Source organism: Aquabacterium sp. T101, from assembly GCF_057219775.1.
Map to the genome: position 1 here is coordinate 135110 of NZ_JBXVVZ010000005.1, position 22918 is coordinate 158027.

29 protein-coding genes are annotated in these 22918 nt (G+C 71.6%); 16 read left to right on the forward strand and 13 right to left on the reverse strand.

The annotated features are described in order from the left end of the window. Nucleotides 1-14: 14 nt before the first annotated feature. Genes purH through dusB form a run of 3 tightly spaced genes read right to left on the reverse strand, consistent with a single transcriptional unit; the run spans nucleotide 15 to nucleotide 2914 of the window. Nucleotides 15-1598 carry a bifunctional phosphoribosylaminoimidazolecarboxamide formyltransferase/IMP cyclohydrolase gene (gene purH / locus AC2EAQ_RS14105; RefSeq protein ID WP_484644968.1) on the reverse strand — a complete coding sequence of 528 codons (1584 nt, stop codon included), beginning with the start codon at nucleotides 1596-1598 and terminating at the stop codon, nucleotides 15-17. Nucleotides 1599-1634: 36 nt separating this feature from the next. Continuing rightward, entirely contained in the window at nucleotides 1635-1871 is a 237-nt protein-coding gene (locus AC2EAQ_RS14110; protein WP_484644969.1) for a helix-turn-helix domain-containing protein, read from the reverse strand. Further along, the gene (gene dusB / locus AC2EAQ_RS14115; RefSeq protein WP_484644970.1) at nucleotides 1868-2914 is read right to left on the reverse strand and encodes a tRNA dihydrouridine synthase DusB; all 1047 of its coding nucleotides are present in this window, start codon (nucleotides 2912-2914) and stop codon (nucleotides 1868-1870) included. The genes AC2EAQ_RS14110 and dusB overlap by 4 nt, the downstream gene beginning before the upstream one ends. A gap of 75 nt (nucleotides 2915-2989) precedes the next feature. Here dusB and AC2EAQ_RS14120 point away from each other — a divergent pair, with 75 nt between their 5' ends. Next, nucleotides 2990-3478, forward strand: a complete 489-nt coding sequence (locus AC2EAQ_RS14120; RefSeq protein WP_484644971.1) for a YqaA family protein — start codon at nucleotides 2990-2992, stop codon at nucleotides 3476-3478. A gap of 43 nt (nucleotides 3479-3521) precedes the next feature. Then, nucleotides 3522-5024 (forward strand): carboxypeptidase M32, encoded by a 1503-nt coding sequence (locus tag AC2EAQ_RS14125; protein WP_484644972.1) that lies wholly within the window; start codon nucleotides 3522-3524, stop codon nucleotides 5022-5024. A gap of 15 nt (nucleotides 5025-5039) precedes the next feature. Here AC2EAQ_RS14125 and AC2EAQ_RS14130 read toward each other — a convergent pair whose 3' ends face one another. After that, nucleotides 5040-6281, reverse strand: a complete 1242-nt coding sequence (locus AC2EAQ_RS14130) for a patatin-like phospholipase family protein (RefSeq protein WP_484644973.1) — start codon at nucleotides 6279-6281, stop codon at nucleotides 5040-5042. Further along, nucleotides 6278-6796, reverse strand: coding sequence for a phasin family protein (locus AC2EAQ_RS14135; RefSeq protein ID WP_484644974.1), 519 nt, complete (start codon nucleotides 6794-6796; stop codon nucleotides 6278-6280). Before AC2EAQ_RS14135 ends, AC2EAQ_RS14130 begins: the two co-directional genes overlap by 4 nt. A 235-nt stretch (nucleotides 6797-7031) precedes the next feature. Here AC2EAQ_RS14135 and AC2EAQ_RS14140 point away from each other — a divergent pair, with 235 nt between their 5' ends. Further along, nucleotides 7032-9029 carry an SDR family oxidoreductase gene (locus tag AC2EAQ_RS14140; RefSeq protein WP_484644975.1) on the forward strand — a complete coding sequence of 666 codons (1998 nt, stop codon included), beginning with the start codon at nucleotides 7032-7034 and terminating at the stop codon, nucleotides 9027-9029. A gap of 49 nt (nucleotides 9030-9078) precedes the next feature. On the opposite strand, the gene dmeF is transcribed toward AC2EAQ_RS14140, so the two are convergent. From dmeF to AC2EAQ_RS14180, 8 genes are all read right to left on the reverse strand, one after another. Continuing rightward, complete coding sequence (gene dmeF, locus AC2EAQ_RS14145; RefSeq protein ID WP_484644976.1) at nucleotides 9079-10116, reverse strand: CDF family Co(II)/Ni(II) efflux transporter DmeF; 1038 nt, start codon at nucleotides 10114-10116, stop codon at nucleotides 9079-9081. Nucleotides 10117-10148: 32 nt separating this feature from the next. After that, nucleotides 10149-10475 carry a copper-binding protein gene (locus tag AC2EAQ_RS14150; protein WP_484644977.1) on the reverse strand — a complete coding sequence of 109 codons (327 nt, stop codon included), beginning with the start codon at nucleotides 10473-10475 and terminating at the stop codon, nucleotides 10149-10151. 17 nt (nucleotides 10476-10492) lie between these two features. Further along, on the reverse strand, nucleotides 10493-10948 hold the full coding sequence (locus tag AC2EAQ_RS14155; protein WP_484644978.1) for a DUF411 domain-containing protein: 456 nt from the start codon (nucleotides 10946-10948) through the stop codon (nucleotides 10493-10495). Beyond that, the gene (locus AC2EAQ_RS14160; RefSeq protein WP_484644979.1) at nucleotides 10945-11445 is read right to left on the reverse strand and encodes a cupredoxin domain-containing protein; all 501 of its coding nucleotides are present in this window, start codon (nucleotides 11443-11445) and stop codon (nucleotides 10945-10947) included. Before AC2EAQ_RS14160 ends, AC2EAQ_RS14155 begins: the two co-directional genes overlap by 4 nt. After that, on the reverse strand, nucleotides 11435-12847 hold the full coding sequence (locus AC2EAQ_RS14165; protein ID WP_484644980.1) for a multicopper oxidase family protein: 1413 nt from the start codon (nucleotides 12845-12847) through the stop codon (nucleotides 11435-11437). Before AC2EAQ_RS14165 ends, AC2EAQ_RS14160 begins: the two co-directional genes overlap by 11 nt. A 12-nt stretch (nucleotides 12848-12859) precedes the next feature. Further along, a complete protein-coding gene (locus AC2EAQ_RS14170; RefSeq protein ID WP_484644981.1) occupies nucleotides 12860-14266 on the reverse strand; it encodes a TolC family protein in 1407 nt (468 codons plus the stop codon). A gap of 11 nt (nucleotides 14267-14277) precedes the next feature. Continuing rightward, nucleotides 14278-14700, reverse strand: a complete 423-nt coding sequence (locus tag AC2EAQ_RS14175; RefSeq protein ID WP_484644982.1) for a hypothetical protein — start codon at nucleotides 14698-14700, stop codon at nucleotides 14278-14280. A 92-nt stretch (nucleotides 14701-14792) separates the two neighbouring features. After that, nucleotides 14793-15257 carry a hypothetical protein gene (locus tag AC2EAQ_RS14180; protein WP_484644983.1) on the reverse strand — a complete coding sequence of 155 codons (465 nt, stop codon included), beginning with the start codon at nucleotides 15255-15257 and terminating at the stop codon, nucleotides 14793-14795. 140 nt (nucleotides 15258-15397) lie between these two features. Between AC2EAQ_RS14180 and argB the strand changes: the two genes are divergently transcribed. The 13 genes from argB to tatC all read left to right on the forward strand — a co-directional run bounded on the left by argB (nucleotide 15398) and on the right by tatC (nucleotide 22916). Next, nucleotides 15398-16306 carry an acetylglutamate kinase gene (gene argB, locus AC2EAQ_RS14185; protein WP_484644984.1) on the forward strand — a complete coding sequence of 303 codons (909 nt, stop codon included), beginning with the start codon at nucleotides 15398-15400 and terminating at the stop codon, nucleotides 16304-16306. A gap of 159 nt (nucleotides 16307-16465) precedes the next feature. Then, entirely contained in the window at nucleotides 16466-17173 is a 708-nt protein-coding gene (locus tag AC2EAQ_RS14190; RefSeq protein ID WP_484644985.1) for a pyrimidine 5'-nucleotidase, read from the forward strand. Next, on the forward strand, nucleotides 17173-17847 hold the full coding sequence (slmA, locus tag AC2EAQ_RS14195; RefSeq protein WP_484644986.1) for a nucleoid occlusion factor SlmA: 675 nt from the start codon (nucleotides 17173-17175) through the stop codon (nucleotides 17845-17847). Before AC2EAQ_RS14190 ends, slmA begins: the two co-directional genes overlap by 1 nt. A gap of 17 nt (nucleotides 17848-17864) precedes the next feature. Continuing rightward, nucleotides 17865-18527: a ligase-associated DNA damage response endonuclease PdeM gene (gene pdeM, locus AC2EAQ_RS14200; RefSeq protein ID WP_484644987.1), complete on the forward strand. Its 663-nt coding sequence runs from the start codon at nucleotides 17865-17867 to the stop codon at nucleotides 18525-18527. A 2-nt stretch (nucleotides 18528-18529) separates the two neighbouring features. Beyond that, nucleotides 18530-19405: an ATP-binding protein gene (locus AC2EAQ_RS14205; RefSeq protein ID WP_484645073.1), complete on the forward strand. Its 876-nt coding sequence runs from the start codon at nucleotides 18530-18532 to the stop codon at nucleotides 19403-19405. Then, nucleotides 19402-19821: an NUDIX domain-containing protein gene (locus AC2EAQ_RS14210; RefSeq protein ID WP_484644988.1), complete on the forward strand. Its 420-nt coding sequence runs from the start codon at nucleotides 19402-19404 to the stop codon at nucleotides 19819-19821. Before AC2EAQ_RS14205 ends, AC2EAQ_RS14210 begins: the two co-directional genes overlap by 4 nt. 26 nt (nucleotides 19822-19847) lie before the next feature. Next, the gene (gene hisI / locus AC2EAQ_RS14215) at nucleotides 19848-20243 is read left to right on the forward strand and encodes a phosphoribosyl-AMP cyclohydrolase (protein WP_484644989.1); all 396 of its coding nucleotides are present in this window, start codon (nucleotides 19848-19850) and stop codon (nucleotides 20241-20243) included. Then, entirely contained in the window at nucleotides 20240-20593 is a 354-nt protein-coding gene (locus AC2EAQ_RS14220; RefSeq protein WP_484644990.1) for a phosphoribosyl-ATP diphosphatase, read from the forward strand. The genes hisI and AC2EAQ_RS14220 overlap by 4 nt, the downstream gene beginning before the upstream one ends. Further along, nucleotides 20593-20940: a DUF4870 family protein gene (locus AC2EAQ_RS14225; RefSeq protein ID WP_484644991.1), complete on the forward strand. Its 348-nt coding sequence runs from the start codon at nucleotides 20593-20595 to the stop codon at nucleotides 20938-20940. The genes AC2EAQ_RS14220 and AC2EAQ_RS14225 overlap by 1 nt, the downstream gene beginning before the upstream one ends. A 10-nt stretch (nucleotides 20941-20950) precedes the next feature. Continuing rightward, nucleotides 20951-21304 (forward strand): histidine triad nucleotide-binding protein, encoded by a 354-nt coding sequence (locus tag AC2EAQ_RS14230; RefSeq protein ID WP_484644992.1) that lies wholly within the window; start codon nucleotides 20951-20953, stop codon nucleotides 21302-21304. A gap of 39 nt (nucleotides 21305-21343) precedes the next feature. Beyond that, on the forward strand, nucleotides 21344-21583 hold the full coding sequence (tatA, locus tag AC2EAQ_RS14235; RefSeq protein ID WP_484644993.1) for a Sec-independent protein translocase subunit TatA: 240 nt from the start codon (nucleotides 21344-21346) through the stop codon (nucleotides 21581-21583). 58 nt (nucleotides 21584-21641) lie between these two features. Continuing rightward, complete coding sequence (gene tatB / locus AC2EAQ_RS14240) at nucleotides 21642-22121, forward strand: Sec-independent protein translocase protein TatB (RefSeq protein WP_484644994.1); 480 nt, start codon at nucleotides 21642-21644, stop codon at nucleotides 22119-22121. After that, entirely contained in the window at nucleotides 22122-22916 is a 795-nt protein-coding gene (tatC, locus tag AC2EAQ_RS14245) for a twin-arginine translocase subunit TatC (RefSeq protein WP_484644995.1), read from the forward strand. Nucleotides 22917-22918 lie beyond the last annotated feature (2 nt).

The following is a 22918-nucleotide window of genomic DNA, read 5'->3' on the forward strand; positions in this document are numbered from 1 at the left end:
GCGCAGGCCGGGGCTCAGTGGCGGAAGTGCCGCACCCCGGTGAACACCATCGCGATGCCGCGCTCGTCGGCGGCGGCGATCACCTCGGCGTCGCGCATCGAGCCGCCGGGCTGCACGACGCAGGCCGCGCCGGCGTCCACCACCACGTCCAGCCCGTCGCGGAACGGGAAGAACGCGTCGCTGGCCACGGCCGAGCCCTGCATCGACAGGCCGGCGTTGGCGGCCTTGATCGACGCGATGCGGGCACTGTCGATGCGGCTCATCTGGCCCGCACCCACGCCCAGCGTCATGCCGCCGGCGCAGAACACGATGGCATTGCTCTTGACGTACTTGGCCACCTTCCAGGCGAACAGCAGGTCGTCCAGCTGCTGCGGCGTCGGCGCCTTCTTCGTCACCACGCGCAGCTCGGCGGCCTGCACGTTGCGCGCGTCAGCCGACTGCACCAGCAGCCCGCCGCCCACGCGCTTGAAGTCCAGCGCATTGGTGGCGCTGGACAGCGGCACCTCGAGCAGGCGCACGTTGGGCTTGCCGGCGAACACCGCCCGCGCCTCGGGCGTGATGTCGGGCGCGATCAGCACCTCGACGAACTGGCGCGCCACCTGCTCGGCGGCCGCGCCGTCCAGCGGCGCGTTGAAGGCGATGATGCCGCCGAAGGCCGAGGTCGGGTCGGTCTGGAACGCCTTGGCATAGGCCTCGCCGACGCTGGCGCCGACGGCCACGCCGCAGGGGTTGGCGTGCTTGACGATGACGCAGGCGGGCGTGTCGGTGAAGCTCTTGACGCACTCCCAGGCCGCGTCGGCGTCGGCGATGTTGTTGTAGGACAGCTCCTTGCCCTGCAGCTGCGTCCAGCCGGCCAGCAGGCCGCGCGGCGCCGCGGCGTCGCGGTAGAACGCGGCGCTCTGGTGCGGGTTCTCGCCGTAGCGCATGTCCTGCGTCTTCACCAGCTGCAGGTTCAGCACTGCGGGGTACTCGGCGCGCGCGGGCACGGCCGCGCCGGTGTCCTCGGCACCGGGCGCCAGCGCGCTCAGGTAGCTGGAGATCATGCCGTCGTAGGCGGCGGTGTGGGCGAACACCTTGCGCGCCAGCGCGAAGCGCGTGGCGCGCTGCACGCCGCCCGCGCCCAGCTCGGCCAGCACCTGCGCGTAGTCCTGCGGGTCGATCACCACCGCCACGTCCTGCCAGTTCTTGGCCGCGGCGCGCAGCATGGCCGGGCCGCCGATGTCGATGTTCTCGATCGCGTCGTCCAGCGTGCAGTCGGCGCGGGCGGTGGCCTGCGCGAACGGGTACAGGTTGATCACCAGCAGGTCGATCGTGCCGATGCCGTGTGCGGCCAGCGCCGCCATGTGCTCGGGCACGTCGCGCCGCGCCAGCAGGCCGCCGTGGATGCGCGGGTGCAGCGTCTTGACGCGGCCGTCGAGCATCTCCGGGAACCCGGTCACCTCGGCCACCTCGGTGACGGGCAGGCCGCTGGCGGCCAGCAGCTTGGCGGTGCCGCCGGTGGACAGCAGCTTCACGCCCTGCGCGTGCAGCGCGCGGGCGAAGTCGACGATGCCGGTCTTGTCGGACACGGACAGCAATGCGGTGGGATGGGTGCTCAAGATCTGCGGACACGGTCGCTGAGCGACCGTGTTTCCCTATTTGATCAACTTGTGGTCGACGAGCTTGCGTCGCAGCGTGTTGCGGTTGACGCCGAGCCACTCGGCGGCCTTGCTCTGGTTGCCCTCGGCGTGCTTCATCACCACCTCGAGCAGCGGCTTCTCCGCGGCGGTGAGGATCATGTCGTGCAGCGAATGCGGCTCGGCGCCGCGCAGGTCCTTGAAGTACTGCTCGAGGCTGTCGCGCACGCAGGCGTCGATCTGTTTCTTGGTCATGCCGTCAACTCGATCCGATCGTCGTTGGCCGCCGCGGCACGCTCGACGCGCGGCAGCCGTTCATGGGCCTCGCCCAGGCGGGCGAACCAGTCGCCGAGGGCGCGCAGCTGCGCCGCGCAGTCCTCGATGCGGTTCATCTCGGCCCGGAACGCCTCGCCGCCCGGAAGCTCGCGCAGCGCCCAGCCGATGTGCTTGCGTGCGCTGCGCACGCCGATGAACTCGCCGTACAGCGCGTAGTGGTCCTGCAGATGCTCGGCCAGCCATCGCGCCGCCTCGGCCACGGTGGGCGGCGCGAGATGGCCACCCGTGGCCAGATGATGCGCCACCTCGCGGAAGATCCACGGACGCCCCTGCGCGGCGCGGCCGATCATCAGCGCGTCGGCCCGCGTGTGGGCGAGCACCGCGCGCGCCGCCTCGGGCGAGTCGATGTCGCCGTTGGCCACCACCGGGATCGACAGCGCGGCCTTCACCGCGGCGGTGGTGTCGTGCTCGGCCAGGCCCTTGAAGCCCTGCAGCCGGGTGCGGCCGTGCACGGTGATGAGCGCGACGCCGGCGTCCTGGGCGCGGCGCGCCAGCGCCACGGCGTTGCGCTCGGCGTCGCTGCGCCCGGTGCGCATCTTCAGCGTCACCGGCACGCCGCGCGGCGCGCAGGCGGCGACCACCGCCTCGACGATCGCCAGCGCGAGGGGCTCGTTGCTCATCAGCGCCGAGCCGGCGAACACGTTGCACACCTTCTTGGCCGGGCAGCCCATGTTGATGTCGATGATCTGCGCGCCGCGATCGATGTTGTAGCGCGCCGCGTCCGCCATCTCGGCCGGGTCCACGCCGGCGATCTGCACCGCGATCGGGCCGGGCTCGCCGGCGTGGTCGGCGCGGCGCGAGGTCTTGAGTGACTGCCACAGGTCGCGCCGGCTGGTCACCATCTCGCTGACCGCATGGCCGGCGCCGAGGCGGCGGCACAGCATGCGGAACGGCCGGTCCGTCACGCCCGCCATCGGCGCGACGAACAGGTTGTTCGGCAGTTCGAACGAACCGATGCGCATGGGGGTGGGCGGGGGGAGGGTGCTGAAAAAAGAGGCGCAAGTATAGCGATGCGCCTCCCCCGATAATCCGGGTCGATGGAAGCCTGGCTGCATGCACTTCTCGAGGCCCTGGCGCTGCCGAAGTTCGGGTTGTCGACGGTGTTCGTGGTAGCGCTGCTGTCGGCCACGCTGCTGCCGATGGGCAGCGAGCCCGCCGTGTTCGGCCTCGTCAAGCTCAACCCCGACCTGTTCTGGCCCGCGGTGCTGGTGGCCACGGCCGGCAACACGGTGGGCGGCGCCATCAGCTGGTGGATGGGCTACGGCGCCGAGCGCGCCTACGAGAAGGTCAAGCAGCGGCCGCCGGCGGAGCTGCGCGCGATCGCGTGGCTGCAGAAGTTCGGCCCCAAGGCCTGCCTCGTGTCGTGGCTGCCCGTGGTGGGCGACCCGCTGTGCGCGGTGGCGGGCTGGCTGCGGCTGCCGTTCTGGCCCTGCGTGGCCTACATGGCGGTGGGCAAGTTCGCGCGCTACGTCACGATGACGGCGCTGCTGCTGTGGGTGTTCCCGGGCCAGTTCGATCCGGGTTGATCCGGACGCCGGCACCGGCCGCGTGCCTTGCCACAATGCGGCCATGAGCACCACCACCGCCCCCACACCCGTCTACGACGAGCTTGCCGCGCACTTCACGCGCATGCACCACTTCCAGCATCTCGGCTCGATCGTCGGCTGGGATCGCGCGGCGAACATGCCGCCCAAGGGCAACGAGGCGCGCTCGGCCGCGATGGGCGAGCTGGCGGCGCTGCTGCACCGCATGCGCACCGACGCCTCGCTGGGCGAGCGCATCGCCCGCGCCCAGGACGAGCCGCTCGACGACATGCAGCGGGCCAACCTGCGCGAGATCCGGCGCGACTGGTTCCTCGCCACCGCGCTGCCCGAGGCAATGGTGCGGCGGCGCCAGGAAGTCACCGCGCGCTGCGAGCACGCCTGGCGCAGCCAGCGCCCGGCCAACGACTGGGCCGGCTTCCTGGAGAACTGGAAGCCGGTGGTGGCGATGGCGCGCGAGGAGGCCGTGCTGCTGTCCGACAAGACCGGGCTGTCGCGCTACGACGCGCTGATGGACCGCTTCGAGCCCGGCATGACCGGCGCCCAGGTCGACCGCGTGTTCGGCGCCGTACGGCAGTGGCTGCCGGGCCTGATCGACCGCGTCGTCGAGCGCCAGTCGCGCGACACCGTGATCGAGCCGGTGGGCCCGTTCCCCGTGGAGCGCCAGCAGGCGCTGTGCCGCCGGGTGGTGTCGCTGCTGGGCTTCGACTTCGACGCCGGCCGGCTCGACACCAGCACGCATCCGTTCTCCGGCGGCGTGCCGGAGGACGTGCGCATGACCACGCGCTACCGCGAAGACGAGTTCCTGCCCGCGCTGATGGGCACCGTGCACGAGACGGGCCATGGCCGCTACGAGCAGAACCGGCCGCGCGACTGGCTCGGCCAGCCGGTGAGCGAGGCGCGCTCGATGGCCATCCACGAGAGCCAGTCGCTGAGCTTCGAGATGCAGCTGGGCAGCCACCCCGGCTTCGCGCGCGTGATCGCGCCGATGCTGGTGGCCACCTTCGGCGACCAGCCGGCCTTCGAGCCCGGCAACCTGTGGAAGCTGATGACGCGCGTCAAGCGCGGCCTGATCCGCGTCGACGCCGACGAGGTCACCTACCCGGCGCACGTGATCCTGCGCTACGAGATCGAGCGCGCCCTGGTCGAGGGCGAGGTGCAGCCCGAGGACGTGCCCGCGCTGTGGGACGCGAAGATGGCCGAGCTGATGCACCTGGACACGCGCGGCAACTACAAGGACGGCCCGCTGCAGGACGTGCACTGGCCGGAGGGCCTGTTCGGCTACTTCCCGTGCTACTCGCTGGGCGCGATGTACGCGGCGCAGTGGGCGGCCGCGATGCGGCGCAGCGTGCCGGACCTGGACGCGCGCATCGGCCGCGGCGACTTCGCACCGATGTTCGACTGGCTGCGCGAGCACATCTGGCTGCAGGCGTCGCGCTGGAGCACCGACGAGCTGGCGCTGCGCGCCAGCGGCGAGGTGCTGAACCCGGCCCACTTCAGGGCCCACCTCGAGTCGCGCTACCTCGGCTGAGGCGCGCCGTGCGGCTCAGGCCGCGGCGTGCTCCAGGTCGAGCAGGGTCTCGTCCAGGCGCTTGAGCGCACCGGCCAGGCGCGTGGTGCGCGGCACGCGCCGGCCCACGAGGCGGCGCTTGTCGTCGTCCAGCACGGCGTGGTCGATCGTGACGCCGTGGCGCGCGAGCTGTGCGCCGAGTGCCGAGCGGCGCGAGCGCAGCATCTCGCGCGTGCGCTGGTAGGCGTGCTCGGCCAGCGCGCGGCGCTGCGACACGCTGAACGTGTTGGCCAGGAACAGCTCGGCGTCGCGGTGGTCGGGCTCGAACAGCACGATGTCGGTGTCCGGGTGGGTCTCGGCGTAGCCGCGCAGGCCGAGCTCCAGCCGCGAGTGGATCAGCGAGCGGAAGGTCTGCGACATCACCGTGGGCAGGCCGCCGTCCACCATGTGCGGGATGCGCGCCTCGCCGCTGCCCAGCACCTTGTGGCGCGGCGCGTGCGTGGCGTCGAAGGGCACCAGCGGGTTCAGGCAGATGAGCAGGTCCAGGCCCTCGTCGAGCAGCACGCTGGCGTGCAGCGTCTTCTTCAGCGCGCCGTCGACGCAGGTGCGGCCCTGCACCTGCACCGGCGCGTAGACGCCCGGCAGCGCCGCGCTGGCCTGCACCGCCAGCGAGATCGGCACCGTGTCGTGGCCCGGCTGGCCGAAGGGCAGGGCCTCGCCGCTGTCCAGGTCGGTGGCCACCAGCACCAGCTTGCGCTGGAGCCGGCGGAAGTCGTTGGTGCGGCCGGGGCGGTCGAACAGCCGGGCGAGTTGGCGCTCCATGGCGTGACCGCTGAACAGCCCCGCCGGCAGGGCACGGCCCAGGCGCTCGAAGGCGGCCATGCGCGAGCGCCGGCGCAGGGCCAGCTCGAACAGGGCATGGGCCACCAACCCGGGCACCGACGCGGCGCGGCGGGCGAACTCGCCCCACGCCGGACGCATCAGCACCGACGGGTCGAACAGGTCGGCGCCTTCGCTGCCGTCGCTGTCGATGAAGGCCGCGCACTGCTCGCGCGGCGAGATGCCGTTGGCCAGGCCCGCGGCGATGAAGCTGCCTGCCGAGACGCCGACATAGCCGCTGAGCTGGGTCAGCTCCAGGCCGTCGAGCGCCTCGTCGAGCGCGCACAGCGCGCCGATCTCGTAGATCGCGCCCAGCGGCCCGCCGCCGGCCAGCGCCAGGCCGATGCGCGGGGCCGCCGCCCGGCGCGGGCCGGGGCGGCGCGCGGTGCGCGGTGTCACGCCGTCTTGCGCGCGGCCCGCTTGGCCGCGGGCTTGGCGGCCGCGGACTTCGCGGCCCGGGCCGGGGCCTTGCGGGCCGGCGCGGCGCGGGTGGCGCCGCCGCTGCGGGCCTGCAGTTCGTCGATGCGCTTGATCAGCGCCTCGATGTCCTGGCGCGACGGCACGCCCAGGCGGTTCAGCGCCTTGGCCACGCGGGCCTCGAAGATCGACTCGAGCTTGTCCCACTGGGCGCCGGCCTTGTCGGTGACGCCACCGGCCACCGAAGTCATCTTGGTGGTGACGGCGCTGATACGTTCCTCGGCCAGGCCCTGCGTCTTCTTCTGCAGTGCCATGCCTTCCTTCATCAGGGCCTCGAAGACCTTGCCGCCCTCGGCCTGGGCCTTGGAGAAGGCGCCCATGCCGGCCAGCCAGATCTGCTGGGCCGAGTCCTTCACCATCGCCGCGACCTGGTTGTCGAGCAGGCCGGTGGGGTTGCTGGCCTTCTTGTCGGCCATCTTCTGGAGCTTCTTGACCATCTTGGTGTCCTCGCGAATGGAAGTCGTGAACGGGAGTCGTGAACGGAGTCGGAAAAAGGGGGGGTCGATACGCCTGTGGTCACTATAGGAGCCGCCACCGCGCCGCGGGGCGCTTTCTCTAGTGAGTGGCCTCTATGGCCGCGACGGGCCACCCTCGGGTAAGCGCTCAGCGTGACCGGCCGGCTTTGGCGGAAGAATCGCCGCAGACCGCACGACAGGACACAAGGAGAGCCCCATGCAGTACTTCGTCACCGGTGCCACCGGTTTCATCGGCCGCCGCCTCGTCAAGGCCCTGCTGGCCCGCAAGGGGGCCGTGGTGCACTTCCTGCTGCGCCCGGAAAGCGAGGGCAAGGTGCCCGAGCTGCTGGAGTACTGGGGCACCACCCGCGCCCGTGCCGTGCCGGTGTTCGGCGACCTCACCGGCAAGAAGCTCGGCGTCTCGGCCGACGCGATCAAGGCCCTGAAGGGCCAGATCGACATGGTGTTCCACCTGGCGGCCGTGTACGACCTGAAGGCCGACGAGGAAACCCAGGTGCGCGCCAACATCGAGGGCACGCGCAACGTGGTCGAGTTCGCCAAGGCGGTCGACGCGGGCCACCTGCACCACGTCAGCAGCATCGCCGCCGCCGGCCTGTACGAGGGCGTGTTCCGCGAGGACATGTTCGACGAGGCCGAGAACCTCGACCACCCGTACTTCATGACCAAGCACGAGTCCGAGAAGATCGTGCGCAAGGAGTCCAAGGTGCCGTGGACGGTGTACCGCCCGGCCTTCGTCGTGGGCGACAGCACCACCGGCGAGATGGACAAGATCGACGGCCCCTACTACTTCTTCAAGCTGATCCAGCGCATGCGCCAGCTGCTGCCGCCGTGGATGCCCTCGGTGGGCCTGGAGGGCGGGCGCATCAACATCGTGCCGGTGGACTTCGTCGTCAAGGCGATCGACCACCTCGCCCACGGCAAGACCGACGTCAAGGGCAAGTGCTTCCATCTGGTGGACCCGATAGGCTACCGCATCGGCGACGTGCTGGACATCTTCAGCAAGGCCGCGCACGCGCCCAAGATGAACCTGTTCATCAACGCGGCGCTGCTGGGCTTCATCCCCAAGAGCGTCAAGAAGGGGATGATGGCGCTGGCCCCGGTGCGGCGCATCCGCCATGCCGTGATGAAGGACCTGGGCCTGCCCGACGACATCTTCACCTTCGTCAACTGGCCCACGCGCTACGACCGGCGCGACCTCGACGCCGCGCTCAAGGGCAGCGGCATCGAGTGCCCCAACCTGCACGACTACGCCTGGCGCCTGTGGGACTACTGGGAGCGCCACCTCGACCCGGACCTCTTCATCGACCGCTCGCTCAAGGGCACGGTGGGCGGCAAGGTGGTGCTGGTCACCGGCGGCAGCTCGGGCATCGGCCTGGCCGCGGCGCACAAGTTCGCCGAGGCCGGCGCGGTGACCATCATCTGCGGCCGCGACCAGGACAAGCTCGACGAGGCCTGCAAGGAGGCCAAGGCGCGCGGCTACGAGTTCGTGGCCTACCCGGCCGACATCGCCGACATGGCCGACTGCGACCGCTTCGTGCAGCTGCTGATCGCCAACCACGGCGGCGTGGACTTCCTCATCAACAACGCCGGCCGCTCGATCCGCCGCGCCATCGAGTCGAGCTACGACCGCTTCCACGACTTCGAGCGCACGATGCAGCTGAACTACTTCGGCTGCCTGCGCGTCACCATGGGCCTGCTGCCGGGCATGGTGGCCAAGCGCAAGGGCCACGTAGTCAACATCAGCTCGATCGGCGTGCTGACCAATGCGCCGCGCTTCTCGGCCTACGTGGCGAGCAAGGCGGCGCTGGACGCGTGGACGCGCTGCGCCTCCAGCGAGTTCGCCGACCAGGGCATCACCTTCACCACGATCAACATGCCGCTGGTGCGCACGCCGATGATCGCGCCCACCAAGATCTACAACAACGTGCCGACGCTGGCGCCCGAGGAGGCCGCTGACATGATCGCGCAGGCCTGCATCAACAAGCCGGTGCGCATCGCCACCCGCCTGGGCATCTTCGGCGAGCTGCTGCATGCGCTGGTGCCGCGCATCGCGCAGATCACGATGAACACCACCTTCCGCATGTTCCCGGACTCGTCGGCCGCCAAGGGCGACAAGGGTGCGGTCGGCGCCAAGCCGCAGCTCAGCCCCGAGGCCATCGCGATGCAGCAGCTGATGCGCGGCATCCACTTCTGAGTTCCAGGCCGCCCGTGCCGCGGCGCGCGGCAGGGCGGCGCGGTGCGGGTCAGCCGGCGGCCGGCGGTGCCGGCGCCGCAGCCCCCCGGCAGGGGTGCACCTCGATGGTGGCGTGGCGCAGCGTCGGCAGCGCCTTCAGCCGCTCGGCATAGTCGGCGCAGGGCAGCGGCCGGTCGGCGACGATGCACAGCGCCGCGGCGTAGGCCTCGGGCCCCACCTGCCACAGGTGCAGGTCCGCCACGCGCGCGTCGCCGTCGGCTTCCACCAGCGTGCGCACGCGGCCGGCCAGGTGCGGCGGCACACTGGCGTCCACCAGGGCGCGCGCGCTGTGGCGCAGCACCCCGACGGCCCAGCGGCCGATCACCAGCGCGCCCACCAGCGCCACCGCCGGGTCGAGCCAGCCCAGGCCCCACCACAGGCCGCCGGCCAGGGCGGCGATGGCCAGCACCGAGGTCAGCGCGTCGGCCAGCACGTGCACGTAGGCCGCGGCGAAGTTGGCGTCGCGATGGCCATGGGGGTGCGCCGGGGCGTGATCGTGCGCCAGGGCCGCAGCGTGGTCGTCGTGACCATGATCGTGGCCATGGTCAGGCTCATGGTCGTGATGCACATGGCCGTGCCCGCCCGCGCGCGCCAGGATCGCGGCGCAGGCCAGGTTCACCGCCAGGCCGAGCGTGGCCACGACCATCGCCTCGCCCCAGGCCACGTCGCGCGGCCGGCCCAGCGCCGCGATCGCGTCGACGGCGATCCACACGCCCACCGCCAGCAGCAGCAGGCCGCTGGTGTAGGCCGCCAGCACCTCCACCTTCCAGCCACCGAAGGCGAACCGGGTGGAGCGGTGCGCCCGGCGCGCCACCTGCGCCGCGAACGCGGCGCCGCCCAGCGCCAGCGCATGGGTGCCCATGTGCCAGCCGTCGGCCACCAGCGCGAGCGAGCCGCTCCACCAGCCCGCCGCCAGTTCGAGCGCCATCGTGGCCAGCGTGATCCAGGTCACCTGCCACAGCGCGCGCTCGCGGCGCGGCGCGGTGGCGTCGCCGAACGCATGCGAATGGACGAAGGGGCCCAGGTCGTGCACGTGCGGAGGGCTCATGCGGCCATCCTCCCGCGCCGCGGGCGCCCGCGTCAAGGCTTGGCCGGCGCGGCCTTGGTGATGGCGGTGACGAAGTAGGTGCCTTCGGCGGCCACCGCCTCGAAGCGGACCTTGTCGCCGACGGCCAGGCCGTCGAGCAGCTTGGGGTCGCGCACGCGGAACACCATCGTCATCGGCGGCATGTCCAGCGAGCGGATCTCTCCGTGGCGCAGCGTCACGCGGGCCTGCGCCTTGTCGATGCGGCGCACCTCGCCCTCGGCGCCGGGCGCGGGCTCCGAGGCCGCAGCAGGCAGCGCCAGGGCGAAGCTGGCGAGCAGGGCGCCGACGCCGGCGGTCACGCGGGTGGTGATGGGCTTCATGGTCATGAGTCTCCGGGTCAGGCGTTGTAGGTGGCGAACACGCGGGTGCTGCCGTCGCGCGCCACCAGCAGCACGTCGTAGCGGTCGCGCTGCCCGCCATAGACGGGGCCGTCCATGCCGGGCGAGCCGATCGGCATGCCCGGCACCGCCAGGCCCACCGCCTGCGGCCGCTGCTGCAGCAGGCGCCGGATGTCGGCGGCCGGCACATGGCCCTCGATCGCGTAGCCGGCCACCAGCGCGGTGTGGCACGACCCCAGCGCCAGCGGGATGCCCAGGCGCTGGCGCATCGCGGTGTTGCCGGTGTCGTGGGTGCGCGTGGCGAAGCCGTTGGCTTCCAGGTAGGTGATCCAGTCCTTGCAGCAGCCGCAGCTCGGGCTCTTCCACACTTCCACCAGCGGGCGCGGCGCCTGCGCCCAGGCGGCGGTCACGGGCAGCAGGCCCGCGGCGGCGATCAATCGGCGTCGTGTCGTCATGTCGTGCTCCTCACGAGGATGCGGCCGCGCATCCCGGCCTCGTAGTGCCCGGCGATCAGGCAGGCGAACTCGAACTCGCCGGGGCGGTTGAAGGTCCAGACGATGCGGCCGCGCCGTCCGGGCTCGACGTGCGCCATCCAGGGCTCGTCGTGTTCCATGTTGGGAAACTTCCTCATCAGTTCGGCATGCTCGCGCAGCTCCTGCGCGGTGCCGATCACCAGCTCGTGCAGCATGCGGCCGTCGTTGCGCAGGTCCAGGCGCAGCGTCTGCCCCAGGCGCACCTCGATGAAGTCCGGCGTGAAGCGCATGTTGTCGGTCATGCGCACGACCACGGTGCGGCTCGCGGCCCGCGCGTCGCCGACGATGCCCCAGGGCTTCTGCTCGCGCACCACGGGCTTGCGGCTGCCGCCGTGCGGCGCGCTCTCGTGCGCGCCGGCGGCGGCGCCGGCGAGTGCGGTGGCGCCGGCGATGAACCAGCGTCGACGGTCAATGGCCATGGTGCGAACCTCCCTGCGGCTTGCGGATGCGGACTTCGGTGGTGGCGGGCGCGCCGCGCGCGGCACCCTGGGGTCGCTGCGCGGGACGCGCCGCGGGCGGGGCGGCCTCGGCGCCGCCGGTCCATTCGCGCGCCACGGTGCCCGGCGGATGCTCGAACCAGCCGGGATCGGTGTAGTCGCCGGCCTTCTGGCCGCGCCGCACCTTGAGCACGCTGAACATGCCGCCCATGCCGATGGCACCCATCGGGCCCTGGCCCGCCATCATCGGCGCCGTGTTCTGCGGCAGGGGCATCTCCATCTCGGTCATGTCGTGCATGCCGCGCTCGCTCATCGCCATGTAGTCGGGCACCAGGTCGGTGATCTGGCGCGCCACGCCGCGATGGTCCACGCCGATCATCGTCGGCACGCCGTGGCCCATGGCGTTCATCGTGTGGTGGCTCTTGTGGCAGTGCAGCGCCCAGTCGCCCTCCTCGTCGGCGACGAAATCGAGCTGGCGCATCTGGCCGACCGCGATGTCGGCGGTGACCTCCGGCCAGCGCGAGCCGCGCGGCGTGGGGCCGCCGTCGGTGCCGCTGACCACGAACTCGTGGCCGTGCACATGGATCGGGTGGTTGGTCATCGTCAGGTTGCCGACGCGCAGGCGCACCTTGTCGCCCAGCCGCACGACGAACGGATCGATGCCCGGGAAGATGCGGCTGTTCCAGCTCCACAGGTTGAAGTCGAGCATGGTCATGATCTTCGGCGTGGCGCTGCCGGGCTCGATGTCGTAGGCATTGAGCAGGAAGCAGAAGTCGCGCTGCACCTCGTCGATCAGCGGATGCTTCGTCCTGGGGTGGGTGACCCAGAAGCCCATCATGCCCATGGCCATCTGCACCATCTCGTCGGCGTGCGGGTGGTACATGAAGGTGCCGGGCCGGCGCGCGACGAACTCGTAGACGAAGGTCTTGCCCGGCTCGATCGGCGGCTGGTTCAGGCCGGTCACGCCGTCCATGCCGTTGGGCAGGCGCTGGCCGTGCCAGTGCACGCTGGTCACCTCGGGCAGGCGGTTGGTGACGAACAGCCGCACCCGGTCGCCCTCGACCACCTCGATGGTCGGGCCGGGGCTCTGGCCGTTGTAGCCCCACAGGTGTGCCTTGAAGCCGGGCGCCATCTCGCGCACCACCGGCTCGGCGACGAGGTGGAACTCCTTGACGCCGTTGTTCATGCGCCAGGGGCAGGTCCAGCCGTTGAGCGTGACCACGGGGTTGTAGGGGCGGCCGTTGGGCGGCACCAGCGGCGGCATGGTGTCGGGCTTGTCCTGCATCGGCGGCTCGGGCAGGGCCGCCATCGCGGCGCGCGACACGGCCGTGGCCGAGGCGGCCACGGCGCTGCCGGCAAGGAAGTGGCGTCGGGAAAAGCTCATGGGGCCTCGCGTTCAGTGCGGGTCGCCGCCGGCGGGCGCCGACGGTGTGGCGGTGGTTCGGGTGCCGGCGTCGAGCAGCGGACGGCCGATCAGGGCGGCCTGGAGGTCGGTCTCGGCGAGCCAGAAGTCGCGCAGCGCGTCGATCGACGCCTGCACGCTGGCGATCTGCACGCGGGCGTCGGCCAGCAGCTCGAACACGCCGATCAGCATGCCGTTGTAGCGCAGCACGTTCTCGTCGAGGATGCGCTGGCGCAGCGGCACGATCTCCTCGCGATGGTGGCGCGCCGTGTCCCAGGCATGGCGGTAGCCATGCCAGGCCTCGCGCACCTCGGAGCGCGCGTCGATGGCCACCTGCTCGGCACGCAGGGCCGCCTGCCTCGCGGCGTGTTCGGCGAGCGAGCGGCGGGCCGCACCGCCGTCGAACAGCGGCAGCTCGAAGCCGATCTCCCAGCCGCGCGAGCCGGCGCCGCCCTGTTCGCTGTTGCGTTCGAGGCCGAGTTCCAGCCCGTCGGTCCACGGCGACAGCGCGGACGCGCGCTGCACCACGCCCGCCTGACGCGCCTGATGCCGCGCGGCCTGCAGGTCCAGCCGCTGGCTCACCGCGATGCGTTCCGCGTCCGGCCAGTCGCGCGGCTGGCCCGGTAGGTCCGGCAGACGCTCGGGCAGCGTGTAGGCCTCGGCCGCGGGGCCCCACAGGCCCATCAGCCGCGTCAGCCGCTCGCGCGCGGAGCGCTCGGCCTGCTCGGCGCGCGCCACGCCGAGCGCGGCGTCGGCATGGAAGGCCTGCTCGCGGGCGCGCTGCAGCGGGCTGAAGTTGCCCACCTGCTGCATGCGCCGCGCCAGTTCCGCGCCGGCCTCGGCCGCCCGCATCACCTGCTGCGCATAGCGCAGGTTCTCGCGCGCGGCCACGGCGCGCACCCAGGCGCGGCGCGTGTCCATGCCGTGCTGCACCACCTGCTGCGCCACGGCCGACTGCGTGGCACGCAGGTGCTGCTGCGCCGCGTCGCGCATCCAGGGCAGGGCGATCACGCGGGCCAGCGAGAAGTGCAGGCTGCGCTCGATCTCGCGCTCGTCGCCGGACTTGAAGCGGCCGAACGACAGCCCCGGATTGGGCAGGTTGGACGCCTGCACCCGCAGCGCGTCGGCCAGGCCGATGTCGTGCAGGCTGGCACGCAGGCCGCGGTGGTTCAGCAGGGCCACCTGCACCGCCGCGTCGGCGTCGAGCGGGGACCGCAGCAACTCGGCCACGCGGGCGTCGAGCGCGGCCTGGTCCTGCTCGCTGGCGGGCTGCGCCACCGTCTTGCCGCCGAGATGGTCGCGGGCGGCCTGCTGCACCGGGCCGAGGCCGCCGTCGGGGCTGAAGCCGGCACAGCCGGCCAGCCCGAGGGCCGTCCCCAGCAGCAGTGCCGGCGTTCGCATGGCAGCGGCCCTCATCGCCGGGGCGCCGATGCCGGCGTGGCCGGGGCGGCGTGGTGGTGGGCATGGCCGGCGGGGCGCGCCGGTGCCGCGGCGGGCGACGGTGCGGCGGGCGCAGGCGCCGCGGCGTCGGCCGGCGTGCGGGTGGACGCGGCGGGCGCCGCGCCGGCGCCGGCCTGGGCCTCGCGGGCATAGGCGCGCCAGCCGCCGATGCGGCCGACCGTGTCGTTGGCTTCGCGCCAGGCCGTGGCGGGCGGGTCCTCGCCGCCGCTGCGCCGGTAGCTCGACAGCGCCGATCGGTGCACCAGCGGTGCGGTGGCGGCTCCGGGGTCGGTCGCCGGGCGGGCCTCGGCGCGCGCGGCAGGGCGGTCCTGCGCCGCCGCAGCGGCGGGCATCAGCAGCACGGCCAGCACGGCCGGCCAGGTCAGGGCATTCATCTTCGGTCCTCGCGACAGGCAACGGCGACAGCCGCGGCGGGGCCGCGGGCGTCGGGGTCAGGCCGGCAAGCGCACGGGGCGCCTGCCGCTGCTCAGGCCTGCAGCGGGCGAGGAGGTCGGAACAGGCCGTCCGGCGCACGCGGCGCCCGGGCGGTCCAGGGGTGGGCGGCGGGCGGTTCGCCCTGCGGCGAGGTCAGCGCCAGCAGCACCTGCGGCGCCTGCGCCAGCCCGCCGTGGCACAGGGCGCACAGCGAGCACGAGGGGCAGTCGCCCCATTCGGCGGCGTCCGTGGCCGCCGCATGGTGGGCATCGTGGACGGCGTCGGGGTGCGAATCGCCTTGCGCAACGTGCGAAGCATCGTGCGCCGCGTGATGCGATGCGTCGCCGTGGCAGGGCATGGCATCGGCCGCGGGCATCGATGCCACGGCGATGGCCGGTGCGCCGCCGGTGGCCGGCATCAGCGCGGGCATGGCCGCGGCCGCGAGTCCGCGCAGCGGCAGCAGCGCGACGGCGGCCCACAGCAGCACGGCGGCATGACGGCGCAGGGGGCGGAACATGGCGCGCAGGATAGCCCAGGCGCCGCCGGCCGACCATGACGGAGTGCAACATCCCTGCCGCCGCGTCGGCCGGCGCCGGCGCCTTCCTACAATGGCCCGCGTCCTCAACCGTCCGCCGGATCCGCCGGCCCGCCACCGCCATGACCAGCCCGCACCCCTCCGTCGACGTCAGCCAGGTGGCCCCGCGCGAGAAGGCCGAGATCCTGGCCCAGGCGCTGCCGTACATCCGCCGCTATCACGGTAAGACGCTGGTCATCAAGTACGGCGGCAACGCGATGACCGACCCGGCGCTGCAGCAGGACTTCGCCGAGGACGTGGTGCTGCTCAAGCTGGTGGGCATGAACCCGATCGTGGTCCACGGCGGCGGGCCGCAGATCGATTCCGCGCTGGCCAAGATCGGCAAGAAGGGCACCTTCATCCAGGGCATGCGCGTCACCGACGAGGAAACGATGGACGTCGTCGAGTGGGTGCTGGCCGGCGAGGTGCAGCAGGACATCGTCGGGCTGATCAACTCGGTGGGCGGCAAGGCGGTGGGCCTGACCGGCCGCGATGGCGGACTGATCCGCGCCCACAAGCTGAAGATGGTCGACAAGGACGATCCGAACAAGGAGCACGACGTCGGCCAGGTCGGCGAGATCACGTCGATCGACCCGTCGGTGGTCAAGGCGCTGCAGGACGACCAGTTCATCCCCGTCATCAGCCCGATCGGCTTCGGCGAGAACAACGAGAGCTACAACATCAACGCCGACCTGGTGGCCAGCAAGCTGGCCACGGTGCTCAAGGCCGAGAAGCTGATGCTGCTGACCAACACGCCGGGCGTGCTGGACAAGGCCGGCAACCTGCTGACCGACCTGACCGCGCGCCGCATCGACGAGCTGTTCGCCGACGGCACCATCAGCGGCGGCATGCTGCCCAAGATCGCCGGCGCGCTGGACGCGGCCAAGAGCGGCGTCAACGCGGTGCACATCATCGACGGCCGCGTGCCGCATGCCATGCTGCTGGAGATCCTCACCGATCAGGCCTACGGCACGATGATCCGGAGTCATTGATCACGACCCCCCCCGTTGCCGCTTCGCGGCTCCCCCCCGGGGGGGCGACGCCGAAGGCCCGGCGGAGCCGGGCCTTGGCGTCTGCTGGGGTGGGTGGTGGTTTTCGTTGGGCGGTTGCTGCGGAGGCCGCGTTGTCTTCTATGTGCGCTGGGGGGATCCGTGGCTGCTGGTGACCGGGTGTGGCTGTTCGACCTGGACAACACGCTGCACAACGCGTCGGTGGCGTCGTTTCCGGGCATCGACCGGGGAATGACCGACTACATCGAGCGCGAGCTGGCGCTGCCGCGGGAGCAGGCCAATGCGCTGCGGGCGCACTACCTGCGGCGCTACGGGGCCACGCTGCTCGGGCTGGTGCGGCACCATGGGGTGCGCGCCGCGCACTTCCTGCACGAGACGCACCGGCTGCCCGACCTGGAGCGGCAGGCGCACGGGCATCCGCACGACTTCGACGCGCTGGACCGGCTGCCGGGGCGCAAGTACATCCTGACCAACGCGCCGCGGGCGTATGCCGAGCGGGTGCTGCTGGCGCTGGGCGCGGCGCACCATTTCGACGGCCTGCTGTGCATCGAGGACATGGCGATGTTCGGCGACCTGCGGCCCAAGCCCGACGCGCGCATGCTGCGCTGGGTGGCGGCGCGGCTGAGGGTCCATCCCGCACGCTGCGTGCTGGTGGAGGACACCCTGCAGCACCAGAAGGCGGCGCGTCGGGTCGGCATGGCCACGGTCTGGATGCAGCGCTGGCTGCGCCGCGCCGCGAAACACGTCACGCCGCCACGGAAAGTTGGTGTTTACCTGCACCGGAAGCCCGCCTATGTGTGTGCAAGAATCATTTCGCTGAGGGAACTGAGAGCGAAAAGCCTGCCGTGATGTCCGACCTGCCGGAAGAGTCCAACGAGCCCCTGGCACCTGCCGGGCCCGACGCGTCGGATGCCGAGACCGGCGCACCGAAGGCGGAGAAGGTGCGCAAGCGCCCCAAGCCGGGCGAGCGCCGCGTGCAGATCCTGCAGACGCTGGCCCAGATGCTGGAACAGCCCGGCGCCGAGCGCATCACCACTGCGGCCCTGGCCGCGCGGCTGTCCGTCAGCGAGGCGGCGCTGTACCGCCACTTTGCGAGCAAGGCCCAGATGTTCGAGGGCCTGATCGAGTTCATCGAGTCCAGCGTGTTCACGCTGATCAACCAGATCGTCGAGCGCGAGCCTTCGGGCGCGCAGCAGGCCGGGCGCATCGTCACGGTGCTGCTGGGCTTCGGCGAGAAGAACCCCGGCATGGTGCGGGTGATGGTGGGCGACGCCCTGGTGCTCGAGCACGAGCGCCTGACGGCGCGCATGAACCAGTTCTTCGACCGCGTGGAATCGCAGCTGCGCCAGAGCCTGCGCGCGGCGGCCGACGCCGACGGGTCGCAGCAGCCCACGGTGCAGAGCAACGCCCAGGCCTCCGCGCTGACCGCGTTCGCCATCGGGCGCCTGCAGCGCTATGCCCGCTCGGGCTTCAAGCGCAGCCCCACCGAACACCTCGACGCGGGCCTGCGCCTGTTCGTCTAGCCCCGGCCCGCGCCGCCGTGAGCCGCGTCGACGTCGGCGGCATCGAGCTGCAATTGCTGGCCGGCAAGGCCGCATGGTGGGCGGCCGGCCGCACGCTGATGGTGGCCGACGCGCACCTGGGCAAGGCGGTGAGCTTCCGGCGCCTGGGCGTGCCCGTGCCCGAGGCCACCACCGGCGGCACGCTCGACGCGCTGGACGCCCTGCTGGCGCGCCACGACGCGCAGCGCATCGTGTTCCTGGGCGACCTGCTGCACTCGCGCCATGCCCATGCGCGCGAGACGCTCGCCGCCGTGGCCGACTGGCGCAGCCGGCGCACCGAACTGGAGCTGGTGCTCGTGCGCGGCAACCACGACGACCGGGCCGGCGACCCGCCGCCGGACTGGGGCGTGCAGTGCGTCGACGAGCCCTGGCTGATGCCCGGGGCCCCCGGCCTGGCGCTGTGCCACCACCCGGACGCGACGCGGGCGCCCGCCGGCGCCTACGTGCTGGCGGGCCACCTGCACCCGTGCACCACGGTCGGGCAGGGCATCGACCGGCTGCGCCTGCCGTGCTTCCACTTCGGCGCCCGGGTCGGCGTGCTGCCGGCCTTCGGCACCTTCACCGGCATGCACCCGATCGACCGGGCCCCGGGCGACCGGGTGTTCGTGGTCGCGGACAATGCGGTGCTGGAACTGCCATGACCATGAACCCCGTCACCCTCGACACCGTGCTGGCGCGCGCCGACGCGCTGCTGGCCCGCTTGGAAACCGTGCTGCCGCACCCGCCGGCGGCCACCGACTGGGCGGCGTCCACCGCGTTTCGCTACCGCCGCCGCGGCCAGGCGCTGGGTGCGATCGAGCCGGTGCGCCACGTGGCCACGATCCGCCTGCCCGAACTGAAGGAAGTGGAGCCGCAGAAGCAGCGCCTGGTGGCCAACACGCGGCAGTTCGTCGAGGGCCGCCCCGCCAACAACGTGCTGCTCACCGGGGCCCGCGGCACCGGCAAGAGCTCGCTGATCAAGGCCTGCCTCAACGAGTTCGCGCCGCAGGGCCTGCGCCTGATCGAGGTGGACAAGGCCGACCTGGTGGACCTGACCGACATCGTCGACCGCATCGCCGAGCGCCCCGAGCGCTTCGTGATCTTCTGCGACGACCTGTCCTTCGACGAGGGCGAGCCGGGCTACAAGGCGCTGAAGTCGGTGCTCGACGGGTCGGTGGCGCAGGCCAGCGACAACGTGCTGATCTACGCCACCAGCAACCGCCGCCACCTGCTGCCCGAGTACATGAAGGAGAACCTCACCTACACCCACACCGAGGACGGCGAGGTGCATCCCGGCGAGGTGGTGGAGGAGAAGATCTCCCTGTCCGAGCGCTTCGGCCTGTGGCTGTCGTTCTACCCCTTCACCCAGGCCGAGTACCTGGCGATCGTGGCGCAGTGGCTGGCGCACTTCGGCGTGGCCGACCCGGCGCGGGTGGACGCGGCGCGGCCCGAGGCCCTAGTCTGGGCCCTGGAGCGCGGCTCGCGCTCGGGCCGCGTGGCCTACCAGTTCGCGCGCGACTACTGCGGACGCGCGGCGTGACCGCCCGCACGCCGGTGGACGTGGCCGTGGGCGTGCTGATCGCGCCGGACGGCCGCTTCCTGCTCACCTCGCGCCCCGAGGGCAAGGTCTACGCCGGCCACTGGGAGTTCCCGGGCGGCAAGGTCGAGCCGGGCGAGACGGTCGAGCAGGCCCTGCGGCGCGAGCTGCAGGAGGAGCTGGGCATCACCATCGGCGCCGCCGAGCCGTGGCGCACCACGCTGCACGACTATCCGCACGCGCTGGTGCGGCTGCACTTCTGCCGCGTGCACCACTGGCGCGGCGACTTCGAGATGCGCGAGCGCCAGCAGATGGCCTGGCAGGACCTGCCCGCCACGGTGACGCCGCTGCTGCCCGGCACCCTGCCGGTGCTGGCCTGGTTCGCCGAGGAGCGCGGCTTCACCGGCCCGACCCACTGAAGCCCCCGTCCCACTAAACTGCCCCGATGGACACCGCCTGGATCGACGCCGTGAAGTGGGACCGCGACGGTCTCGTGCCGGTGATCGCCCAGGAACTGGGCAGCAACGACGTGCTGATGTTCGCCTTCATGAACCGCGAGGCGCTGGCCCGCACGGCCGAACTGGGCCGCGCGGTCTACTGGAGCCGCTCGCGCGGGCGGCTGTGGTTCAAGGGCGAGGAATCGGGCCACGTGCAGCAGGTGCACGAGATCCGCCTGGACTGCGACAACGACGTCGTGCTGCTCAAGGTGACCCAACTCGGCCACGAGCCCGGCATCGCCTGCCACACCGGGCGTCATTCCTGCTTCTACCAGCGCCTGGACGGCGACCGCTGGCAGGCGGTCGAGCCGGTGCTGAAGGATCCGGAGCACATCTACCGATGAGCGCGAGCGGCAACGACACCCTGGCCCGGTTGGCGGCCGTGATCGAGTCGCGCCGCGGCGGCGACCCGACCCAGAGCTACGTGGCCCGTCTGTCGGCCAAGGGGCTGGACGCGGTGCTCAAGAAGGTGGGCGAGGAAGCCACCGAGGTGGTGATGGCGGCCAAGGACGGCGAGGCCGCGCGGGTCACGGCCGAGGTGGCCGACCTGTGGTTCCACACCATGATCGCGCTGGCGCACTTCGGGCTGCGGCCCGCGGACGTGCTGGCGGAACTGGAGCGGCGCGAGGGCCAGTCCGGCCTGGAGGAGTTCGCGCTGCGCAAGGCCAAGCAACGCGACGAGGAGGGTGGGTGATGAACGGCGAGAAGACGGCGGAACAACTGGCCAGCCTGCGCCAGATCACGCTGGTGGTCTACATCCTGCAGGCATTGAGCTTCTTCTTCGGTCTGACGGCCATCATCGGCGTCATCATCAACTACATCAAGAAGGAAGAGGCCGCCGGCACCCTGTACGAGAGCCACTTCGACTGGCAGATCCGCACCTTCTGGTGGGGGCTCGTCTGGGGCGTGATCGGGTTCATCCTGATCTTCGCCCTGGGCCTGGGCCTGCTGGTGCTGTTCGTGGCCTGGATCTGGGCCATCTACCGGGTCGTCAAGGGCTGGCTGAAGTGGAACGACCACCAGCCGGTGTTTTCCGCCTGAGGGGTTGCCGATGTCCGCCGCGCACGACCCGAACTGCATCTTCTGCCGCATCGTGGCCGGGCAGATTCCCGCCCGCAAGGTGCACGAAGACGACGAGATCGTCGTCTTTCACGACATCAACCCCTGGGCGCCGGTGCACCTGCTGATGGTGCCCAAGGCCCACATCGTGTCGATGGCCGAGGTCGGCCCGGAGCACGCCGGGCTGCTCGGGCGCATGATGGCCCTGTCGCCGCGCCTGATGCGCGAGCAGGGCGTGACCAACGGTTTCCGGCATGTCATCAACACCGGACCCGACGGACACCAGGAAGTCCTGCACCTCCATGTCCACCTCATGGGCGGGCCGCGCCCGTGGGCGAAGGGGTGACCCTAGAATCCACGCTATTCATTCCCCCGGGAGAACGTCATGGGATCGTTCAGCATCTGGCATTGGCTGATCGTGCTGCTGGTCGTGGTGCTGATCTTCGGCACCAAGAAGCTCAAGAACATCGGCTCCGACCTCGGCGGCGCGGTGAAGGGCTTCAAGGACGGCATGAAGTCCGGCGGCGAGTCCGCCGACGCGGCCACGCCGCCGTCGCAGCAGGTCACGTCGCAGAAGGCGGCGGACGCGAACACGGTCGACGTCGAGGCCAAGCACAAGAGCTGAGGCTGCGCGCGCCGCCCGGGCCGCCCCGCGGCGGGCCGGCTGTGCGCGGGCTCGACCCATGATCGACTTCGGCTTCGACAAGATCGCGCTCATCGGCGCCGTGGCACTCATCGTCATCGGCCCCGAGAAGCTGCCGCGCGTGGCGCGCACCGTGGGCCACATGATCGGCAAGGCGCAGCGCTACGTGGCCGACGTCAAGGCGGAGGTCAACCGCTCGATCGAGCTCGAGGAACTGCAGAAGATGAAGTCGCAGTTCGAAACCGCGGCCCGCGACGTGGAGCAGTCGGTGCAGACCGAGGTGCGCTCGGCCACCGGCGAACTCGAGACGCAGTGGAAGAGCGGCGACGTGGACAGCGCCGCCACCGCGCTGCAGGACCTGAGCACGCCCGTGCCCGAGTACAAGCACCCGGGCAAGAAGTGGCGCCTCAAGCGCGGCGCCACGCCCACCTGGTACAAGCAGCGCAACGGCGTGCGCACCCGGGCGCTGTCCGGCGCAGCGCGGGTGGCCCGCTACCGGCCGCGGCCGTCGGGCAAGTAGATGAGCACCGGCACCGACAAGGACGACGAGCTCGCCGGCACCGAGCAGCCCTTCGTCTCGCACCTCATCGAGCTGCGCGATCGCATGCTGCATGCGATCTACGGCCTGGTGATCGCGATGATCCTGCTGGCCCTGTGGCCCGGGCCGAGCGGCCTGCTCGACCTGCTGGCCGTGCCGATCCGCGCCCACATGCCCCCCGACGCCAAGCTGATCGCGGTGGGCGTGTTCTCGCCGTTCTTCATCCCGCTGAAGGTGCTGTTCATGGCCAGCGTGCTGCTGGCGCTGCCCTGGCTCATCTACCAGGCGTGGATGTTCATCGCGCCGGGCCTGTACAAGCACGAGAAGCGCTTCGCGCTGCCGCTGATCGTCTTCGGCAGCCTGCTGGCCTACGGCGGCATCGCGTTCGTCCAGCTGTTCGTGCTGGACAAGATGTTCCTGTTCCTGCAGAAGTTCGCGCCGGCGTCGGTGGCGGCCACGCCGGACATCGCGTCCTACGTGGAGGCGGTGCTCGGGCTGTACATCGCCTTCGCGGCGGCGTTCCAGGTGCCCATCGTCGTGGTCCTGCTGGTGAAGGTGGGGATGGTGTCGATCAAGCAGCTGACCGACTTCCGCGGCTACTTCATCGTGGTGGCCTTCATCATCGCCGCGGTGATCACGCCGCCGGACGTGGTGTCGCAGCTGGCGCTGGCGGTGCCGATGTGCCTGCTCTACGAGGTGGGCATCTGGGCCGCGCGCTGGTTCGTCAAGAAGAAGCCAGACGAGGAACCGGCCGCCGAGCCCGGCAAGGCCGGCTAGGT

Coding starts and splice junctions, on each gene's coding strand:
- AC2EAQ_RS14110 (WP_484644969.1), bottom strand. CDS start 1,871: ATGACCAAGAAACAGATCGACGCCTGCGTGCGCGACAGCCTCGAGCAG.
- dusB (WP_484644970.1), bottom strand. CDS start 2,914: ATGCGCATCGGTTCGTTCGAACTGCCGAACAACCTGTTCGTCGCGCCG.
- AC2EAQ_RS14120 (WP_484644971.1), top strand. CDS start 2,990: ATGGAAGCCTGGCTGCATGCACTTCTCGAGGCCCTGGCGCTGCCGAAG.
- AC2EAQ_RS14125 (WP_484644972.1), top strand. CDS start 3,522: ATGAGCACCACCACCGCCCCCACACCCGTCTACGACGAGCTTGCCGCG.
- AC2EAQ_RS14135 (WP_484644974.1), bottom strand. CDS start 6,796: ATGGTCAAGAAGCTCCAGAAGATGGCCGACAAGAAGGCCAGCAACCCC.
- AC2EAQ_RS14140 (WP_484644975.1), top strand. CDS start 7,032: ATGCAGTACTTCGTCACCGGTGCCACCGGTTTCATCGGCCGCCGCCTC.
- dmeF (WP_484644976.1), bottom strand. CDS start 10,116: ATGAGCCCTCCGCACGTGCACGACCTGGGCCCCTTCGTCCATTCGCAT.
- AC2EAQ_RS14150 (WP_484644977.1), bottom strand. CDS start 10,475: ATGAAGCCCATCACCACCCGCGTGACCGCCGGCGTCGGCGCCCTGCTC.
- AC2EAQ_RS14155 (WP_484644978.1), bottom strand. CDS start 10,948: ATGACGACACGACGCCGATTGATCGCCGCCGCGGGCCTGCTGCCCGTG.
- AC2EAQ_RS14160 (WP_484644979.1), bottom strand. CDS start 11,445: ATGGCCATTGACCGTCGACGCTGGTTCATCGCCGGCGCCACCGCACTC.
- AC2EAQ_RS14165 (WP_484644980.1), bottom strand. CDS start 12,847: ATGAGCTTTTCCCGACGCCACTTCCTTGCCGGCAGCGCCGTGGCCGCC.
- AC2EAQ_RS14170 (WP_484644981.1), bottom strand. CDS start 14,266: ATGCGAACGCCGGCACTGCTGCTGGGGACGGCCCTCGGGCTGGCCGGC.
- AC2EAQ_RS14175 (WP_484644982.1), bottom strand. CDS start 14,700: ATGAATGCCCTGACCTGGCCGGCCGTGCTGGCCGTGCTGCTGATGCCC.
- AC2EAQ_RS14180 (WP_484644983.1), bottom strand. CDS start 15,257: ATGTTCCGCCCCCTGCGCCGTCATGCCGCCGTGCTGCTGTGGGCCGCC.
- argB (WP_484644984.1), top strand. CDS start 15,398: ATGACCAGCCCGCACCCCTCCGTCGACGTCAGCCAGGTGGCCCCGCGC.
- slmA (WP_484644986.1), top strand. CDS start 17,173: ATGTCCGACCTGCCGGAAGAGTCCAACGAGCCCCTGGCACCTGCCGGG.
- AC2EAQ_RS14205 (WP_484645073.1), top strand. CDS start 18,530: ATGAACCCCGTCACCCTCGACACCGTGCTGGCGCGCGCCGACGCGCTG.
- hisI (WP_484644989.1), top strand. CDS start 19,848: ATGGACACCGCCTGGATCGACGCCGTGAAGTGGGACCGCGACGGTCTC.
- AC2EAQ_RS14220 (WP_484644990.1), top strand. CDS start 20,240: ATGAGCGCGAGCGGCAACGACACCCTGGCCCGGTTGGCGGCCGTGATC.
- AC2EAQ_RS14225 (WP_484644991.1), top strand. CDS start 20,593: ATGAACGGCGAGAAGACGGCGGAACAACTGGCCAGCCTGCGCCAGATC.
- AC2EAQ_RS14230 (WP_484644992.1), top strand. CDS start 20,951: ATGTCCGCCGCGCACGACCCGAACTGCATCTTCTGCCGCATCGTGGCC.
- tatA (WP_484644993.1), top strand. CDS start 21,344: ATGGGATCGTTCAGCATCTGGCATTGGCTGATCGTGCTGCTGGTCGTG.
- tatB (WP_484644994.1), top strand. CDS start 21,642: ATGATCGACTTCGGCTTCGACAAGATCGCGCTCATCGGCGCCGTGGCA.
- tatC (WP_484644995.1), top strand. CDS start 22,122: ATGAGCACCGGCACCGACAAGGACGACGAGCTCGCCGGCACCGAGCAG.